11 protein-coding genes are annotated in these 19069 nt (G+C 44.7%); 6 read left to right on the top strand and 5 right to left on the bottom strand.

Annotated elements, in window-relative coordinates:
• Positions 1 to 72: 72 nt before the first annotated feature.
• Entirely contained in the window at positions 73 to 936 is an 864-nt protein-coding gene (locus JJQ94_RS23730) for a LytR/AlgR family response regulator transcription factor (protein ID WP_099030000.1), read from the bottom strand.
• A gap of 167 nt (positions 937 to 1103) precedes the next feature.
• On the opposite strand from JJQ94_RS23730, the gene JJQ94_RS23725 reads away from it, so the two are divergent.
• Positions 1104 to 2306 (top strand): acyltransferase family protein, encoded by a 1203-nt coding sequence (locus JJQ94_RS23725; RefSeq protein WP_099029999.1) that lies wholly within the window; start codon positions 1104 to 1106, stop codon positions 2304 to 2306.
• A 153-nt stretch (positions 2307 to 2459) separates the two neighbouring features.
• A complete protein-coding gene (locus tag JJQ94_RS23720) occupies positions 2460 to 5885 on the top strand; it encodes a GMC family oxidoreductase N-terminal domain-containing protein (protein WP_099029998.1) in 3426 nt (1141 codons plus the stop codon).
• A 38-nt stretch (positions 5886 to 5923) separates the two neighbouring features.
• On the opposite strand, the gene JJQ94_RS23715 is transcribed toward JJQ94_RS23720, so the two are convergent.
• The 4 genes from JJQ94_RS23715 to JJQ94_RS23700 form a co-directional block, all read right to left on the bottom strand.
• The gene (locus tag JJQ94_RS23715) at positions 5924 to 7891 is read right to left on the bottom strand and encodes a TonB-dependent receptor (protein WP_099029997.1); all 1968 of its coding nucleotides are present in this window, start codon (positions 7889 to 7891) and stop codon (positions 5924 to 5926) included.
• Between the two features lie 139 nt (positions 7892 to 8030).
• Positions 8031 to 8807, bottom strand: a complete 777-nt coding sequence (locus tag JJQ94_RS23710; RefSeq protein WP_099029996.1) for a LytR/AlgR family response regulator transcription factor — start codon at positions 8805 to 8807, stop codon at positions 8031 to 8033.
• 132 nt (positions 8808 to 8939) lie between these two features.
• On the bottom strand, positions 8940 to 10265 hold the full coding sequence (locus JJQ94_RS23705) for a sensor histidine kinase (RefSeq protein ID WP_099029995.1): 1326 nt from the start codon (positions 10263 to 10265) through the stop codon (positions 8940 to 8942).
• A gap of 11 nt (positions 10266 to 10276) precedes the next feature.
• Positions 10277 to 11689 (bottom strand): sigma-54-dependent transcriptional regulator, encoded by a 1413-nt coding sequence (locus tag JJQ94_RS23700; RefSeq protein ID WP_099029994.1) that lies wholly within the window; start codon positions 11687 to 11689, stop codon positions 10277 to 10279.
• A 249-nt stretch (positions 11690 to 11938) separates the two neighbouring features.
• Here JJQ94_RS23700 and JJQ94_RS23695 point away from each other — a divergent pair, with 249 nt between their 5' ends.
• From JJQ94_RS23695 to JJQ94_RS23680, 4 genes are all read left to right on the top strand, one after another.
• Positions 11939 to 13192: an efflux RND transporter periplasmic adaptor subunit gene (locus JJQ94_RS23695; RefSeq protein ID WP_099029993.1), complete on the top strand. Its 1254-nt coding sequence runs from the start codon at positions 11939 to 11941 to the stop codon at positions 13190 to 13192.
• A 10-nt stretch (positions 13193 to 13202) separates the two neighbouring features.
• Complete coding sequence (locus JJQ94_RS23690; protein ID WP_099029992.1) at positions 13203 to 13910, top strand: ABC transporter ATP-binding protein; 708 nt, start codon at positions 13203 to 13205, stop codon at positions 13908 to 13910.
• Between the two features lie 2 nt (positions 13911 to 13912).
• On the top strand, positions 13913 to 16309 hold the full coding sequence (locus JJQ94_RS23685) for an ABC transporter permease (RefSeq protein ID WP_099029991.1): 2397 nt from the start codon (positions 13913 to 13915) through the stop codon (positions 16307 to 16309).
• A gap of 226 nt (positions 16310 to 16535) precedes the next feature.
• Positions 16536 to 18950: an FtsX-like permease family protein gene (locus JJQ94_RS23680; RefSeq protein ID WP_099029990.1), complete on the top strand. Its 2415-nt coding sequence runs from the start codon at positions 16536 to 16538 to the stop codon at positions 18948 to 18950.
• Positions 18951 to 19069: the final 119 nt, after the last annotated feature.

The following is a 19069-nucleotide window of genomic DNA, read 5'->3' as shown; positions in this document are numbered from 1 at the left end:
TACAGCATTTAGCATTGATTAATGGAATTAACGCAATAACATTCGGTTACTTGATAATTGAGTATTGCTCACTTACTCAAGGCGTAGTTGGTGCTTAAATTGTGTTTTATAGGTTCGCGAGAGCGTTAATACTTTCCCACTTTGCAATGCGATTTCACTGTCACCACTGACGAGCGGCGTAATACTCACTACTTTAGACACATTAATAGCAAAAGAGCGATGAATGCGCACAAAGCCGACAGGGTCTAAGCGCTGACATAACGCAGCAAGCGTTGAGCGTAGTGGATAAATGCGGCCATTTAAGTGCAGATTGACGTAATTTCCAGACGACTGTAACCACTCAACCTCTTCAACCTTAACGATAAATTCTTTACCAAGCTTACGTACCAATAAGTGATGAATAGGTTTGTGGTGTGTTTCATCTTCATCTCTTTCTTGTTTTATCGGAGATGCTTCACCAAGCATATGGGAGACACTAAATTGATAAGCTTTTATGAGTGCAATAAAGAACACTAAGCTCCATGCATCTTTTTGATATTCATAGATAAGTTCAAACCAAGAAAGGTGAAAGTTGTAATCTAGTTGCAAACTAAAATAAATCGTTTCACGTAATAACACCATGATACCAACATGGCCAAAACAAAATAACAGTGAGGCAATAAAAAAGCTAAAAGCGACGTTAAAAGGTTTATGCCACTGCCAAGGAAATGCGTTTAAATACCAAGATATGGCAGGAATTAAGGCTAAGCTGGCAGCTGCACTGGTATATTCCCACACAAAAGGCTCCCACAGCGCAAAATCGAGCTGCGCATCTCGTTTGGCATCCATGATCAGAGTAATGGCATTCAAGGTGTTATTAATCGCCAGAAAGAGGGCGAGTAATGCCATTGCCATCAAAGGGTGGTACTGCTGAATAAAGGTACGTGAAAACATCATGGTTTGAGTTTTTCTTTTACTCTAGCAACTGGATGCAAAGCGGTCACTTATTTTATCCCTCTATTCCACGGTTAATCCCTAGCTATTGTTATTTAAGCAAATTTCGTTTGTTTGTACGCTGTATTGGCGCACTGTGGGGGTAAGTTTACTTTCAAAAAGAAAATAACATGGATCATTTAAATCGGCGAGTAGAGCTAGACTGGCTGCGTGTTATTGCATTTACGATACTCATTTTTTATCACACCGCCATGTTATATGTACCTAACTGGGGTTTTCACTACAAGAGTGCCTATACTTCGGTTTGGCTAGAATATCTGATGTTACTTATCTCACCATGGCGAATGTTGCTTATCTGGTTTATCTCGGGTGTTGCGCTAAGATATATTTTTGATAAACAAGGTGCATGCACAGCAATGCTCTTTCGTACCCCTTTGTTATTACTCCCGCTATTATTTGGCATATGGCTTGTTGTGCCCGTGCAACTGTATGCAGAAATGCAGCAAAATGCTGGGTTAACGCTTGGGTATCTTGACTTTTACAAACAGTTTATAGATTTTAACAGCCCTTTATTCAGTCAGTATCAACGCGGTATTTGGCCCCATGTCGATGTCAATCATTTGTGGTATTTGCGAGAATTATGGCGTTTTACTTTGCTCCTTGCTGTGTTGCATATCGTCTTTAATTCTAAGCTTCAAGTAAGGATCCGGTATTTTATCACTTTGCGCGGGTCAACTTACGCGCTAAGCGTGCTGGCTTTTGCAATCTTACTCTGGGCTCAGTTAGCATTAGAGGGCGATAGCAAAAGAGAGCTTCACGGATTTGTTTTTCTGCTCGCAGGCTATCTGCTTGCTAAACATAATCAGTTTTGGGATTGGCTTGCTCGGCAAGGTAAAGTGCTGCTGTGGATTTGTGCAGTCAATACCATGATTATTTTGCTTTTATATCATTTTTACTGGTTGCAGCAAGACACGCTTACTACCTTCATTACTTGGTGTGGGAGTTTTGTGTTGGTGTTGCAACGCGTGTGCGCGGTGTTGTTGATATTGGTACTGGCGGCGCGTTATCTTAACCGTCCTCATCCGCTGCTTACGGGGCTCAATAAAGCGGTGTTTCCCATTTATCTCTGGCATCAAAGCGTGATTATTGCCTTGGCGCTCTGGCTGAGCCGTTATCAACTCGGTGGTGTGCCTGAGAGCCTGTTGGTGATCACAGGAACACTGCTATTTTCTGGATTGTTGTTTTGGCTGGTGCCAAAGCTGGGTTCCCTGGGGTTAATGGTGGGGTATCGCACTGCTTTGCTGACAAACAATAAAATTCTTTGGGGGTTGGGCAGTTTGTTATTGCTGCCACTGATCCTCCGGATTATTTAACCTGCTTAGTGCACCATTGTGCAATAAATGCTCTATTCTTATTGCTAGGGTCAGCAGGCCCCAGGGTCAGTATGCCTCCGGCGGAGGATACTTCACGGATAGCATCGCCACGGGCAAGGTGGTGAGCGCAAATAAGAAGAGGGAATCAACCAAATGAAACCAATTTCTTCACCTCTGGCGACAATTCAGCCTCATTACGACGTACTTGTTATTGGCAGTGGCTATGGCGGATCTATCGCTGCGTCACGTATGGCAAGAGCCGGAAAATCAGTCTGTCTACTAGAGCGAGGGCGCGAGTTTTTAACGGGAGAATTTCCGGATACCGAGTTGGAGGCCGCTGGTGAATTGCAGTTTAATAGCCAAACAGGGCACAAGGGCTCTCATTTGGGATTATTTGATATTCATATGCACCGTGAACAGAATGTCGTCGTCGGTTGTGGTTTAGGTGGTACCTCTCTTATCAATGCCAATGTTGCTTTGCCCCCAGTAGATGCAGTACTAAAAGACCCTGCATGGCCACACGCGATTAGAGATGATGAGGATGGTTTGTTGGAAGAGGGATTCTCGCGGGCTCGAGAGATGCTTAAACCTGCGTTATACCCTGAACATTCCCCAACTTTGAATAAACTGAAGGCTCACCAGCAGTCGGCAAATGCATTGGAAGCTCCCTTTAATAAAGTGCCAATCAATGTATGTTTTGCTACCCCTGAAGGTGGCATTAACCATGTGGGTGTTGAGCAGCAAGCATGTAATAACTGCGGAGACTGTGTGTCTGGTTGTAATTTCAATGCTAAAAACACCACTCGAATGAATTACTTACCCGATGCTTGGAACCATGGTGCAGAAATCTATTGTCAGGCCAGTGTGCGCTACCTTGAGAAAACCGACTCCGGTTGGCGGGTGTTTTACCAAGACATGGGGACCGGCGCAGAATGCTTTTCTGCTGCGCCGTTATTTGTTGAGGCGGATATTGTGATCTTGGCAGCAGGCACGCTGGGCAGTAATGAAATTTTATTGCGTAGTCAAAGTCGCGGTTTGGCTATCTCTTCGCAACTTGGTCAGCATTTTACCGGCAATGGCGATATGTTGGGCTTTGGCTATAACTGCGACAGTGAAATCGATGGCGTTGGGGTTGGTAATCTAGAGCCAGAAGAAAAAGCGCCTACAGGACCTTGTATCACCAGTGCAATAGATCTCCGTGAAGCGAGTGAACGCGCGCAGCAAATGATTATCGAAGAGGGAAGTTTACCCGGCGCAATGGCAGGAGTGTTACCTACGGCACTTGCAAGTGCTGCGGGCGTAGCTGGGCTCGATACGGATCATGGTTTTCATGATGCTTTGAAGGAGCAAGCTAGAGTATGGCAAAGCCAATGGCGAGGCGCTTATCATGGTGCGGTAAAGCATACTCAGACCTACCTAGTAATGAGTCATGATGATAGCCAAGGTGTCATAACTTTTGAGCAAGACAAGTTAAATATCAGTTGGCCAGAGTTAGGAACTCAGTCTAATTTTCATCATGCGAGCGAAAAGCTGCTCCAAGCGACAAAAGCGCTTGGTGGGACCTATGTTAAAAACCCGATTTGGTCACCGTGGTTGAATAATCGCTTGGTTACAGTTCATCCTTTAGGTGGCTGTCGACTTGCTGAGACAGGTTCTGAAGGGGTGGTGAATCATAAAGGGCAAGTGTTTATGGGTGAGGGTGATGCCTGCTACGACTCGCTCTATGTGTCAGATGGTGCCATCATCCCAACTTCGCTTGCTGTCAATCCGCTGCTTACGATAAGTGCATTGACGGAGCGCTGCTGTGCACTTATCGCCAAGGACCGTGATTGGCAAATTGACTATCAGCTGCCTTCAAGCCGTTCCCGTACCGCTGAGCCGACCACAACGGGATTGGCGTTTACAGAGCGAATGCAGGGCTATTTTAGTCGCGTGGTAGAGCCTGGCTCTACCTCTTTACAAACCTACTTAGCTGCCTATCAGCAGGGCCAAGAAACAAACCAAACGCTGTCGTTTGTGTTGACGGTCAGCTCGACGGATCTAGAGGTGATGTTGACCGACCCGCAACATAAAGCGCGTATTTCGGGTCGCGTTGAGTGTAATGTGCTTTCTGATAAACCACTGACCGTTCGTAATGGTGAGTTTCGTTTGTTTGAGCGTCAGGCCTTTCCACCAAATACCCGTAAGATGATCTATAAAATGAATTTAATGGCGGAGGATAGCAAACAGTACTTCTTTAATGCCTTTAAGTTAATCAAAGACGACCCTCACTCACTCGATCTTTGGGATGATACTACAACGTTATTTGTTGATATTCATGAAGGAGAAGATACTCAAGGGGCCGTATGTGGTCACGGTATTATGAAGATAGCGCCGATTGATTTTGTGACGCAGCTTGCCACTATTCGTGTAAGTCATGCAGAGAGTAAAGCGGCTCGCTTAAAAGCCATCGCGCGCTTTGGGCAGTTTTTTGCGGGCACACTATATCAAAGTTACGGCAGTATTTTTTACCAAGAAAAAATGCACAGTGGTGAATTGGTGCGCAAAAAGCGGCCGCTAAGGGCCCCAACACCTGAAGTATACTTGTTTGATACAGCTGATCATGTGCAGCTATCACTGACTCGTTATCGTGGCGGTGACAAGGGCCCAGTTATGTTAGTGCATGGGCTGGGAGTTGCTTCGAGTATCTTTTCCACCGACATGATAGATACCAACTTAGTAGAGTACCTAGTCGCTAACCAATATGACGTGTGGCTATTGGATTATCGAGTCAGTATTTTGTTGCCTGCCGCCGCAAAGCAATCGAATGGCGATCAGGTAGCGAAATACGATTACCCTGCCGCGGTGAACAAAATCCGTACCATTACGGGAGCGGATAGTATTCAGGCGGTGGTGCATTGCTATGGTGCTACGACCTTCTTTATGTCTATGCTTAGCGGCCTTACAGGAGTTCGCTGTGTCGTTGCATCACAAATTGCAGCGGATGTCGTGGTGCCGATGGCAACGAAAATGAAGACAGGTTTACATCTCCCTTCATTTTTAGAAAGGCTGGGGGTAGACTCGCTAACAGCGCGAGTACCACAGCAGAACAATGGGCTTGCCTCTTTGTATGATAAGGCGCTAGGCTTGTACGCGCTCGCTGAAGCACAAGGGCGATGCAATAATGATAGCTGCCATCGCGTGACTTTTATGTACGCCTCCTTATATCGTCATGATCAGTTAACCGATTTGCTGCATGAGCATATTGATGAACTATTTGCCGAAGCCAATATTCAAACCCTTGAGCACCTTGCTGCAATTTGTCGCGCAGGAAAACTGGTTGATGCAGATGGTAAGGACGTTTACATGCCACACATCAACCGATTAAACGTGCCGACGCTATTTATTAGCGGGGCAGATAACGAATGTTATTTACCTGAGAGCACGAAAAAAACCTATGAACGTCTTTGTCTTGCCTTTGGTGATGCTCAGTTTACGCGTAAGGTGATCCCCAATTACGCGCACATAGATTGTATCTTTGGGCGTCAGGCTGATGTAGATGTTTTTCCACATATTCTCAATCATTTAGAGCGATATTAGTAAGAACACTAAGGTCGGTAGGCGCGATTAGTGCCGGCCTACCAACTACCACTGAGCGTGAACGCAAACTCAGGTGGTACACGCTCGTAAATAGTTTCTACTGCGCTTATGGCGTTCGCCCGTGAGGCGTTGTAATACAAGCGTCGATATTCGTATCTAGACGTGAGTGGCGAAGCCTTTAGATTGAGCTTAACGCGTTGGCTCACTTGAAGCTGCGCTTGCAAAGTCAATTGCAAAGAACCTGATTCAATAAATTGCTCATCTGGGTAATATTCGCGATAACTATCCCCACTGGAAATCTCTGCGCTCCAAGAAAAGCGATTAAAGCTTTGTCGAAACTGCACGCTAGCCCTATGTGGAACAGTCCCGTTAATCGCACGTTTTCCTGTGAGCGCGTCACGGTATGATGCGTCTCGATAACTATAATCAAGATTGAGCTGACTGTTGTTGATCCAGCTTGATAAGTCGAGATTAACCGCACCATCTAGCCCCCAAAGCGCGGCATCCCCGGCATTTTCAACTATGCTTTCACCTCGATTATCTTGCTGATATTCATGCACATCTTTTTGCCACTGATAAAAAGGTTTAACGTTAAAACGCCATCTTTCACCTTCTTCAATATCAATTTGCAGCGCAAGTTCAGTGTACTGCATTGGCTTTATTTCAAGGTTGCCAAACTGTAAGCGGTCAAATCCTGCGTTGAGCTCTGGTAAAAAAAGTGAAAAATCGAGCTGTTCCACTTCATGCTTTAAGGTGGTTGTAAACTGAGTGCTTTTTGTCGCGTCATAATTTAATCGCACCAACGGCTTGGCGATGAGATGCTGAATATCTTCACTCTTATTACTATTGGTCGAAAGTGTTGCCTGCTCGGCTGCCAGTTTGCTGTGTAACCGCCATTTGGGTGAAAGCGACCAAGTAAAAGCAGCAAAGGGCTCAAAACTTAGCTCTTTTATCGTGCTGTGTAACTGCTCCTCGGGCAATAGTGTGTTGGCATTTACGCGATTGATACTGGCCTCAAGACCGTACTCCGAGACCGCGTCGTTTACCATCAGGCGAATTACTCGCTCGTCAGTACGCTTATACTGTGTAAAGCTCGGTGTTGAAAGTTGCGCAGAGAGACCATCAAGCATGTGCAACTCATTCTTTTGTTTTGAGTAGTAGCCTGTAAGCTGTGTGCTCCAGCGCTGACCTTGCCACTGCCTATCGATAGACATTTCGCTAGTGTTTGTTTTATCGCGCTCTTGCGAAAACGCAGATTCAACATCGCTGGGTGAAGTTGGCGTGCGGTACAGCCATTCGTATTGCGATTGCAAGTTGTCTTTTACAGCCTGAACATTGAGCGTTAGGGCACCATCCTGAAAGGTTTTATGGCTGGTAAGTGAGAGCGTTATTCGCTCACTTTGCTCTTTAAATGTTTCTTCGCTCTTTTCCTCGGGTGTGTTATCAGACGCGAACAGCTGACCTTGGCTGGTGCTTTTAAACGGCTGATTCTGAACTTGAAGATGACCGCTGTGTGTCCATTGCCCTTTAGGTAATACAAATCCCGCCAATGCTGTTATGCCAGTGGAGGTACTGGCATTTATTGCACGACCTAGTTGCCAATTATAGGCATTGTTTTTTTCATTACGAATGATGTTAACAACTTGATTATATTGCTTAAGTGAAGGGAATGGGTGGTGACTGAGGTACACTTCTAGCGCAACGATTTGGTCAACGGGAAGTTGTTTTAAATACTCCGAGACCGATCCAGACTTTACGCGGATCTCCATGCCATTTAATAAAATATTGGCAGAACTGCCTCCGAGGCCGCGTTCACCAATTTGTTCAATGAGTGTGAATGACGGTAAGCGCTCGATGGTAGCAAGTGCATCTTGTGCTGCAAACTGTTGCAGTGAACTTCCAGCATAAACACTCGGTTTAGCGTTATCCATATTGGCGTAAACGCTGCTACTTATGACGCTCATTAAAGCGTAATAGGCCGTCTTGGAGGGATGAAATCGTGTCATTGTTCCTCTTTGAATAAAAAGCTCTCGATTGCGCTATTAAAAATAAAAAATCAGATAAAACAAATTATTAGGTACATAAGGTGGTTCTATGGGACGGATCGACGGGAAACCGAGAGCGGGTTCACGTCGTCCGCTGATGTTATGCAGCCTGAGAAAGTGTATCGAAGCGTGACTTTAGTGCTTTCTTGTAACCTTTACTCAAGCTAATTTGCGCGCCCGTTGATAACTTGATGATGGCATTGCCTGAAGCTTTGGTGATGATACGTTCAACATAGGCCAGGTTAACCAAATAAGAGCGGTGGGTGCGCACAAACATATCGGTTGGCAGCATTGCTTCAAACTGAGATAGGGTCGCTCGTTTGAGATATTGATGTGACTCGGTGTGAATTTCAACATAGTTTTTAGCAGCCACTATGTGCACGATGTCTTTGATCTGTAAAAATGATTTATCGCCGCCTAAATCCACAAGCAAACGTTGATTTATCGCGGTGCTATTGTCTTCTTCATTGTTTTTAATACGGATAAACTTGTGCCAAATCATAAAACATACGTAGATCACCAGCGGATGTAATGGCGCAAAATAATACAAGGTATAGGGAATATCATCGCGATAAACGAGGTAGTCGAATCCGGCTTGTATAGACATGCTCACCACGAATAAAGCTGAGCAGCAAACGAAGTAATTGCGCCAGCACACCTTATTCTGTTGGCTGAGATTATTTAGCCACAAGAAGAGTATTGGTGTGTAAATATACCAGAGTCCCCACTCCTGCAAAGCCCACCAGGTAGGATTATTCAGCCGCTCACTTTCTACCTCAACCCAATCGTGCAGCAAGTCGATTGCGGTTAAAAATATGATGACGGCAGTCCAGCCAACTCCAGTAATAGTAAGAATAGGTTTGTATACGGTGTGCACGAACTTTTCCCTAAATTAGATACTTCTAGTTTACCTACTTTTTATAAGTTCACAAATCCTCAAGGCTAGACCCGGCCTTTAGTCTTATTTGCTCTGAACTAAAGATAAGCCCTTAAGCAAAGCTCAAGTTAGTTAACCAAACACGCATCTAAAGCAGGCGCCTTGCTCGCGCCTAAGATAAATTAAGTCGCCACCATGATTAATCATAATTTGTCTTGAGAGGCTTAAGCCGATCCCCGAGCCTTGTTGTTTAGTGGTAAAAAACGGCACGAAAATCATGTCGACTACATGTTCGGCAATGCCAGGGCCATTGTCGCTTATTTCTATATAGTGCTGGCCTGCATTATTGGCTCCTGTTTTCAACACCACTTGGCGCGCGTTTCGCAGGTCTTCGGCATTGCGCTGCTGCACCGCTTCAATGGCATTCTTGGTTAAGTTAATAAGCACTTGCTCAATCTGAGCCGTGTCTAACATCACCAGTTGGGAGTGGCTAATATCAAGCTGTAAGTCTATGTTCGCTTGATGACAGCTTTGTTGATGTAACTGATAGATGCCCTCTACCAGCGGCGCAAGCTGAGCAGGTTGCAGCGCTGGACTTGGTAAATTACTCACCGTTCTAAAACGGGCGATAAAAGCGCCCAGATACTCAGTGCGTTTTGCCAGTGTTTGCAGTGCTAAGGCGAGGTCTTGTTTATCTTCTTCATCGTCAAAACTCAATGTGTCGGGCAAGAGTCCCTCACAGGTTTGTGCAATGGATGACAGAGGGGTGATAGAGTTAGCCACCTCGTGCGTAAGCACTTTGGTGAGGCGTTTATAGGCTTGCTGCTCTTTGTTTTGTAATGCATCACGAATGGATTGTAAGGTGACAATTTTACGAATTTGCCCTTGGATCTGCGCTGACGTTATTTGTATAGACAAGTTATCTTGTTGCTCACCATATTGCCAATTTGCTATCGTTTTCAAGCTGTTATCGCATTCATTAACCAGTGGTGCGATATCTTCTAAATCTTCGCTGTGATTAATGGGTTTACCGAGTAGACGGGTTACCGCTGGGTTTGATTCAATAACCTTCCCTTCGCTGTCGAACACCAAAACAGCCAAGTCGATATGCACTAACAAGGTTTGTAAAAAGTGAGCCTGCTGCTCTGCGCTCAATCGCGCGCTTTGGATCCGCGTTTTGATCTCTTCTAAGTGCTGCCGCATGGGATGATGTTGGCTTAATCCCAAGGAGCTATCGCCATTGGCTAAAGATTTAAGTACAAAACCCATGTGCTTGTTTTGCTTGTTAAATTGAAAGTATAAGGTTGAAATAAACGCGATGGTAATAAGGGTGATCAACAGCCAAGTTGCCGAAAAGCCACCTTGTATATACAAATATAGCGAGAGCCCATTGGAAATTACTAAGCCAATAATAGTAAAGAAAAAAACAAGGGTGGGATGGTGAGCAACGCGTGTCATTTCTTTTCTTCCTACAAATCGTACTTTTCTAAGCGACGATACATCGCCCCTCGGGTTAATCCGAGCGCTTTGGCAGCGTTTGAGACATTGCCTTGATAATACTTGAGCGCTGCACGCACCGTACGTTGTTCAATCTCTTCAAGGTTGAAAGTGCCTTCAAAAGTGAGTGTATTGGTGTCCGAGGTATCCTCCTTACCGGCTTGCGCCGCCGTGGGATTAGTGCCAATCACAGTACTGATATCCAAAAACTCGGTTTCACTTAAGATCACCGCGCGCTCGATAGCATGTGCGAGCTCTCTGACATTACCCGGCCACGGGTAGGTTTGTAGACATTGCATGTCGCTGCTATTTACCTCAAGCTGCCTTTTATACTTGTGGCAAAAGTGTTCTAGGTAGTAGTTTACGAGCAGTGGAATATCATCGGCACGCTCGCGAAGCGGTGGCAGACGGATCTCTATGGTATTGATCCGATATAATAAATCTTGCCTAAAACGGCCTTCATCAACCGCTTGTTGAAGATTGTCGTTGGTGGCACAGATAAGCCGTATGTCCACTGAAATTGGCTTGTTGCCGCCCACTGGAGTGACTTGTCGATTTTGTAGCGCTGCAAGTAGCGTTGTTTGTTGACTCATTGGCAGGTTGCCCAATTCGTCCAAAAACAAGCTCCCCTCGTGTGCGAGTTCAAAGCGACCGACCTTATCGCTTTTTGCATCGGTAAACGCCCCTTTTTTATGACCAAACAATTCGCTTTCAAACAAACTTTCGGAAATTGCGCCCATGTCTAGGCTGATAAAGGTATTGTCGCGGCGCATACTCGCCTGATGAATGGCGTGGGCGGCGAGCTCTTTGCCCGTGCCACTTTCGCCGGTGATCAAAATATTGGCATCGGTGAGCGCTGCGCGTTCTATGGTACTAAATACCTTTTGCATGGCTGGGCTTTGACCTAAAAAAGCAAATTGATGGCTACTACTAGATTGATTGAGTGCCTGATTTAGCCCTTGCGTCTGACGAGTGAGCTTACCAACCTGCTGTTTGTCTTTGGCATGAGCAAATGCGGCAGCAACCGCACCGAGTAGTTGGTCATTTTGCCAAGGCTTAGCGATAAAGTCGGCTGCTCCTGCTTTTATCGCGTCAACGGCAAGCTGAATGTCACCATAGGCAGTCATTAACAACACCACGATGCTTGGGTCTTGTTCGACAATTTTCTTTAACCAATAAAAGCCTTCTTTGCCACTAATGGCATCTTGACTAAAGTTCATATCAAGCAAGATCACATCTATTTGCTGTGATGCAATCTGCGCTTCTATATCAAAGGGGTTATCTGTGGTGATGATGGTTTGGTAATGCTTTTTTAGCAAAAGCTTTGCTGCAATTAATATATCGGTGTTGTCATCGACAATTAATATGGTGCCTTCCTGCTTCATATCCTGATCGCTTTATTTTTCTTTTAGCGTACCGCAATCGTTTAGATCTCGTCTACGAAAAGTGTTCATTTATGGACACTTTGTGATTTTTGATGTGTTCTATTTCCGGACATTTATTATTTTTAGAATATAAGGATAAATATATAACTTGTTGTACTTGTTAATAAAATCAAGCTTGGCATGGTGTTTGATATTAGTCATACATATTCGATAAAACGATTTAACCGACTAAGAACAAGAGGCGTGATTATGGATAAGAAAATAGAGCGTTCAGGATTGCAAAAACATCTTAAAAAAGCGGTGGCAGGTGGTGTACTTCTGAGCATTGCAGCAGCGGCACTGGCATTCAATAACACTGCCTCTTCAGGTCGGAGTCAAAATCTCGCGCTGAGTAGCCTCACGGTGAGCACCGTAAGCAAAGGGGCGTTTGTAGATGCCTTGAGCTTGCGTGGTCAAGTCGTACCAAAAACCACGATTTACTTAGATACCATTGCGGGTGGTCAAGTGGAAGAGCGCTTGGTGGAGCAGGGTGAGTATGTTGAGGCAGGTCAGCCATTAGTGAGATTGAGCAATACCAGTTTACAGCTAGACGTGATGAGTCGCGAAGCGCAAGTAACAGAGCAGCTTAATTTCCTGAGAAACACCCAAATGACGATGGAAACTAGTCGCCTTAATTTACGCCGTGACTTGCTGGAAATTGATTTACAAATTAGCCATTTGGAACGTCGTTATAAGCAATCCAAGCCACTTGTTGAAAAAGGCGTGCTGGCAACCGACAGATTGTCTGAAATTGAGGACGATTTACAATATTACAAGGCCCGAAAGGAGCTGACGTTAGAGCGCCAAACGCAGGAAAATTCAATTCGTAAAGTACAAGTCGAACAGCTAGAAGACAGTGCTAAGATGTTACAGAAGAACTTGCAATTTGCCCGTAAAAATCTCGAAAACCTACTGATCAAAGCGCCGGTATCGGGTTACTTGAGTGAGCTGGATGTTGAAATCGGTGAGTCAAAGAGTAAAGAGGCACGGTTAGGCCAAATTGACATTCCGAATGAATACAAGTTGGTTGTCCGCCTTGATGAGTTTTATTTAAATCAAGTACAACCGGATATGGCAGTGAATGTGATGTTAGACAGTGGCTTAGTCAGTGCCAAGGTGAGCAAAATTGATAGCCGTGTAACGCAATCACAATTTCAGGTAGAAGTGGCATTACCAAGCGGCCAAAGCGACATTAAACGCGGCCAAAGCATAGATGTAGAACTGATGCTTGGCGGTAACAAAGAAAATGCCTTATTGCTAAAACGCGGTGCCTTTTTTACAAGCTCTGGCGGTAATTGGGTATACGTGTTGGCAAGTGATGGCAAAACCGCCGAGCGTCGTGACATTCGCTTAGGTAAAAAGAATCAAGATTATTACGAAGTGTTAGATGGCTTATCACAAGGTGAGCAAGTGATCACCTCAAGCTATAGCAACTTCGACAAAGCGCAACAACTCAATTTCTAAGGATATAACAATGATAAAACTAACTAACCTAAACCGTGTATTTTGTACTCAAGACGTTGAAACGACTGCGCTAAACGATATTAACCTCACCGTCAATGAAGGTGAGTTTGTCGCCATCATGGGCCCGTCCGGGTGTGGTAAGTCCACTTTATTGTCCATCCTTGGGATGTTGGATTCACCGTCATCTGGGCAGTTTGAGTTTGCGGGCACTGACATTGCGGGCTATAGCGAAAAGCAGCTCTCACAGCTACGTAAAGCGTCTATTGGTTTTGTATTTCAAAGCTTTAACCTGATTGATGAGCTGACGGTGTTTGAAAATGTCGAGCTACCACTGCAATACCAAAATATCTCAAAAAGTGAACGTAAGCAGCGTGTAGAGCAGATTTTAAAACGCGTTGCCATCGACCACCGTGCCGATCACCTACCGCAGCAACTTTCTGGTGGTCAGCAGCAGCGTGTGGCGGTTGCAAGAGCGCTGGTTATTAACCCTAAACTTATCTTGGCGGATGAGCCAACGGGTAACTTAGACTCAAAAAATGGCGCAGAAGTCATGGCGATGTTACGCGAGCTAAATCGCGAAGGCACAACTGTGATCATGGTAACGCACTCAGAAAAAGAGGGGTCATACGCGGATAGACTTGTACGCCTTCTCGATGGCCAAGTGATGTTAGATAAAGCCAACACGGTGGTGCAACCACAAAAATCAGAGGTGGCATAACGATGATAGTGAATTATCTAATAACGGCATTGCGTGCTTTTAAGCAGCAAAAACAGCATTTTATTTTAAATGTACTTGGGCTTAGTGTGGGCTTAGCCGCGGCAATTTTGGTTGCACTGTTTGCAAAAAATGAACTGTCTTACGATAACCAACAGCCTCATGCTGAGCGTATTTATCGAATTGCACAAGACTATTCGCAATTAGGGCTTGGGGTCGTTCCTGTTTTTAATTACATCAATGGCACACGAGCACTTGAATATAGTCAGGTTGAAGAGGCTTTTGCGCTGACGATGGTGGAGTTCACTCGCGAAGCTGAAGTAGATGTGACAGTAAAAAATCAAGGGTTTAAACTGAATGATCTTTATGGCGCAACTGCAAATATCGAGAACTTCATCGATATGGAAACGGTGGCAGGTAGCCTAAGTCGCGCCATGAGTGTACCGAATAGCATTGCATTGAGCAGTTCAGAAGCTCAGCGTATTTTTGGTCGCACAAACGTGGTTGGCGAGACTCTGCAGCATAAAAACGGCCAATATACGGTAGGTGCAGTATTTACAGATTTACCTGAAAACACGCATTTTGGCTTTAAAAACCTAGTGTCGGTAGAGCATGATCCTGTCAATACGGATATAACTTCTAGCTATGTTTATTTACGATTGGCACCGCAAACAGACGTTACTGCCTTGGAAAAAACACTGACGGAGAAATATTATTTCGGTGACTTTAAGGGTCGTTTATCACTGCAATTGCACCCCTTAACGGACCTTCACTTTACTGCAAAGTCGCCGTTTGAAATGAAAGTGGGTGGTGCGAAACAAGTGGTGATGATCTGTGTTGGTTTAAGCGTGCTGCTGATCCTTATCGCTGGCTTTAACTTTATTAATATGACGGTTGCACAGTCGACCAAACGTGCAAAAGAAGTGGGTGTACGCAAGGCTCTTGGTGCCAGCAAGTCGCAATTAGTTGCACAGTTTTTATCTGAGTCTGTACTCGTGTCATTGCTTGCAATGACAATAGCCTGTGTTTTGGTCGAGCTACTATTGCCAAGTTTCAACAATCTAGTTGGCCGTGAATTAAGTATTGATTATGCATCTATGTTTAGTGTCGTAGTGGTCGCGGTTGCCGTCACTGTGGGTTTGTTGGCGGGTCTCTATCCTGCATTTTTTATCTCATCTTTTAGTGCTAAACGCGTATTAAGCGGAGATTTACAGCGTGGGAGTACCGCGATTTGGGTGCGCAAAAGTCTTTTAACTGTACAAGCAGCACTTGCGGTTGGGTTAATTATTGCTTCGGTAACGCTACAGTACCAGTTGGCACATTTGCAAAACTTACCGCTTGGTTACGAAACCGCACAACGTTTGGTGGTCTCAGAAGTGCCCGTTAAAGCGGCTTTTACAAAAGCGCCAACATCATTAGTTAAACAGTTTGCGGCGATTGAGGGCGTTGAGCATATCAGTGTAATAGATACGCAGCTGACTCGCTCGATTAATAACACCCTAGTACCAACTTGGCCCAATGGTGAACAGTCACAATCCTTAACGCCAGTTATTGGCACAAGCTACGAGGTAGTCAAAGGGTTGGGGTTAACGCTACTTGCAGGTCGAGACTTTAGCCGAGAGTTTGCCGGTGATTGGTCAAATCGAGTTAACGGCGTAACCACAATAGGCACAATTATTACCGAGTCAGTCGCTAAGCAAGCTGGCTACAGCAATGTGGCTGACATTATTGGCAAAACTATCAAAGATACTGGCCGCAACGTAGAGATGCGAGTAGTTGGCGTCGTCGCAGACGTCAAAGTGGGGAATGCACAAGAAGCGAGTTCTAATATTATGTTTTTATTAGGGTTTACTTATTTTAATCCAACATCTGAAGTGATCTTAACGATTAACCCGCAGTATTTAGCACAGATTAGACAAGACTTGATTAGTGTGTTGGCAAAAACCGCAAACGTGTATGAACCAGAGATACACCTACTTTCAGACAGTTATAAGGCGGTACTTAGTAGTGATGAGCGTATCTCTAAGGTGGTCCTTATCTTCACTGCGCTAGCTGTATTCTTAACCTGTTTGGGCACTTTTGGACTGGCATCTTTTGCAACGGTTCGCCGCCAAAAAGAAGTGGCTGTGCGCAAAGTCTTGGGGGCATCACGGCTAAGCATTGTGAATATCTTAGCAAAAGAGTTCCTGACTTTGGTGGGAGTCAGTATCGCCATTGCTTATCCGGTAACTTATTGGCTCGTTGGTGATTGGCTTGCAAACTTTAATGACCGCATTGAGCAAGCAGTGTGGGTTTATGGCGCAGCAGCCTTGGTGGTTGCTGGTATCACCTGGTTGACTGTGGCTACCCTCGCCTTTAAAGCCGCGAGTACACGTCCGTCGCTGATCTTGCGATATGAGTAAATTAAATTGGTAATCACTCAAGAAATTGCGGCCTAATTTAGGCCGCTTTTATCATTTATTTCTTGGTGTGTTCATCGCTAATATCGGCACGACCATTTCTGCTTTTGAATGGTGTGAATATGCTCCACAAGCAGTCATTTTTAAAAGTGAGTCACAATCGCGAGTTGAAAATCAAGTGACTTTGTACTGGATATCTTTATAAAAAAATAACTAAAAAGGATCTTCTATGCTCACTTCATATTTGAGTACGGCAATTCGGGTAAGTAAAAAGCAAAAGCTACACACACTGCTCAATGTCATCGGTTTCAGCATTGGAATTGCTGCTGCAATTATCGTGGCTTTATTTGCCCAAAGTCAGTTGATTGTTGATAAACATCAGCCTGATGCAAATCATGTTTATCGAGTACATTTAGATTTGCGTTCTGTCGGTGTGGGCGTGCGCGGTGCGATTGACCCTAGAATGCCGCTGCTGATGCAAAAGCACAGTCAAATAAAGGAACTGTTGATTATTAGTCGGATTGAATCGTTACAATATAGTGGCGAACCAATGGCGGATATCGTGAAGGTTAAAGAACAGCGCTTTAAGCTCAAAAAGGCATATGTTGCGACGCCAAATTTGGCTGAGTTTGTGAATATCTCAGTATTACATGGAGACTTAACTCAGGCTCTTTCTCAGCCCAATCTTATCGCCCTTAGCCAGACAGAATCAAAGCGCTTGTTTGGCGACACAGATGTTATCGGCAGGCAACTTGCTTACGATGGGGGAAGCTATGAAGTGGCTGCTGTTTTTGCGGATTTGGAAGCAAATACACACTTTGATTTTGATGTGCTGATGTACTTACCCAAATTGCAGCGCGGTCCTTTTAGTAGTCATGTGTATTTGAAGTTGCAGCCAGAATCTGATCCCGACGCGTTAGCGCAAGAGATGACGCGCGAGATGCAAAAAAGAGCTAAAAACCCGAACTTCAAAGACATCCAGTTTCAGTTTATTCCATTGACCCAGTTGCATTTTCACACCAATGGCACCGTAGAGATGAAGCAAGGCGGGTCTTATTTGGCACTGCAAGTGAGCGTTGTGCTGAGTACTTTACTTGTGATCATAGCCAGCGCTAATTTTATTAACTTCAATGTTGCCAGTGCTGCAAAGCGCGCTAAAGAAGTCGGCATACGTAAAGCGCTAGGAGCTAGTAAGTCGCAACTCGTCACACAATTCCTGTCAGAATCTTTACTGATTGTACTGTTTTCAGGGTTTTTAGGGGTTGTAATCGTTGAGTTGGCATTGCCGCACTTTAATCAGCTAATCGCGCAGCCCCTGACATTGGTATACAACTCTCTATTTATGCTCGGTCTTGTAATTACATTGACAGTGGTTGGTTTATTTTCTGGGCTATATCCAGCTTTATTTATCTCGTCATTTGGCGCGAAAAAAGTGTTAAGTGGCGATTTTAGTCGAGGGCGTTCATCAGCAAGGATCCGCAAAATAACCTTATGCTTACAAGGTGCGATTGGCGTAGGGCTGATAGCAGCGATCGGCATGCTCTATCAACAAATGATGCTGGTAAAACAGCTGGATGTAGGTTACGAAAAAGCACAGCGAATTATCATTCGAGAATTGCCCTCAGAGCTGATTTATCAGCAACAAGGAAACGCATTGCTTGATGAGTTAGGCCAGATCTCAGGTGTGGCTGGTTGGACATTGAGCGATACCAATTATGCAACTGCCATTAACGGTGGGATGCATTACACTTGGCCAAATGGCGAAACCTATGATGGCATGTTAGCAGTAATCAATACGGGTTATGACGTGATTGATGTACTCGGGTTAAAGTTGATTACTGGACGAGGCTTTAGTCGCGATTACACTGGAGATTGGTATCGTGAACAGCAAAATGGAGAAGCGCATGTCGCTATCCTGATAACCAAAAAAATGGCTCATTTAGCGGGATATGAGAAGCTTGATGAGGTAATCGGCGTTACTGTTACCGTACCAAGGCGAAAGTTGACAGCAAAGGTCGTGGGCGTAGTTGAGGATATCAGAATTGGTTCCGTGAATAATGCAGTACAACCTACTTCATTGATGCTTGGTCATGCTGATGGTGAAACTGCAAATGTGGTATTAAAGATCGATGAAGGCGTTGATCCAGATAACGTGATCACTGAAATTGAACAAGTCCTTGCAGCACATCTCAATCGTCGTGATATAGAAGTGCAATCTCTCAATGATGAGTTCTTGGCGGCCCACAAGAATGAGCTCTATACACTTACCATGCTATCTATCTTTAGTCCTTTAGCTATATTTCTTACCTTACTCGGAACATTTGGGTTAGCGTCATTTACTACCTTGCGTAAAGAAAAGGAATTAGCTATCCGCAAAGTGTTAGGCGCTACACGTATTGGGTTAATTAGCTTGGTTGCTAAAGAGTATTTGTGGTTATCTGCATTGAGTATGGTACTTGCAGTCCCGCTGACGTATTGGCTAGTTGGTGAGTGGCTTAATCGCTTTAATGAGCGGATAAATCAATCTATATGGATTTATGGAGTCGCAGGCCTACTTGTGATCTTGCTTACTTGGCTTACCGTTGTGCTCGTTACCTACAAGGTTGCAAGCCGGCGCCCCTCATCAGCGCTGCGCTACGAGTAGTTGATAGCAATTTGACTTAATACTTAAAATAGGCCACTTAGTAAAGCAAATTGGTATGGCTCGCTGTCAATTTAGTGTCAAAAACCATAGTTACACTGGGGTTAATTCATGCTTGAATA

This window comes from Pseudoalteromonas sp. GCY (assembly GCF_016695175.1).
GTDB lineage: Bacteria > Pseudomonadota > Gammaproteobacteria > Enterobacterales > Alteromonadaceae > Pseudoalteromonas.
This window is presented reverse-complemented; position numbering and strand designations above follow the sequence as displayed.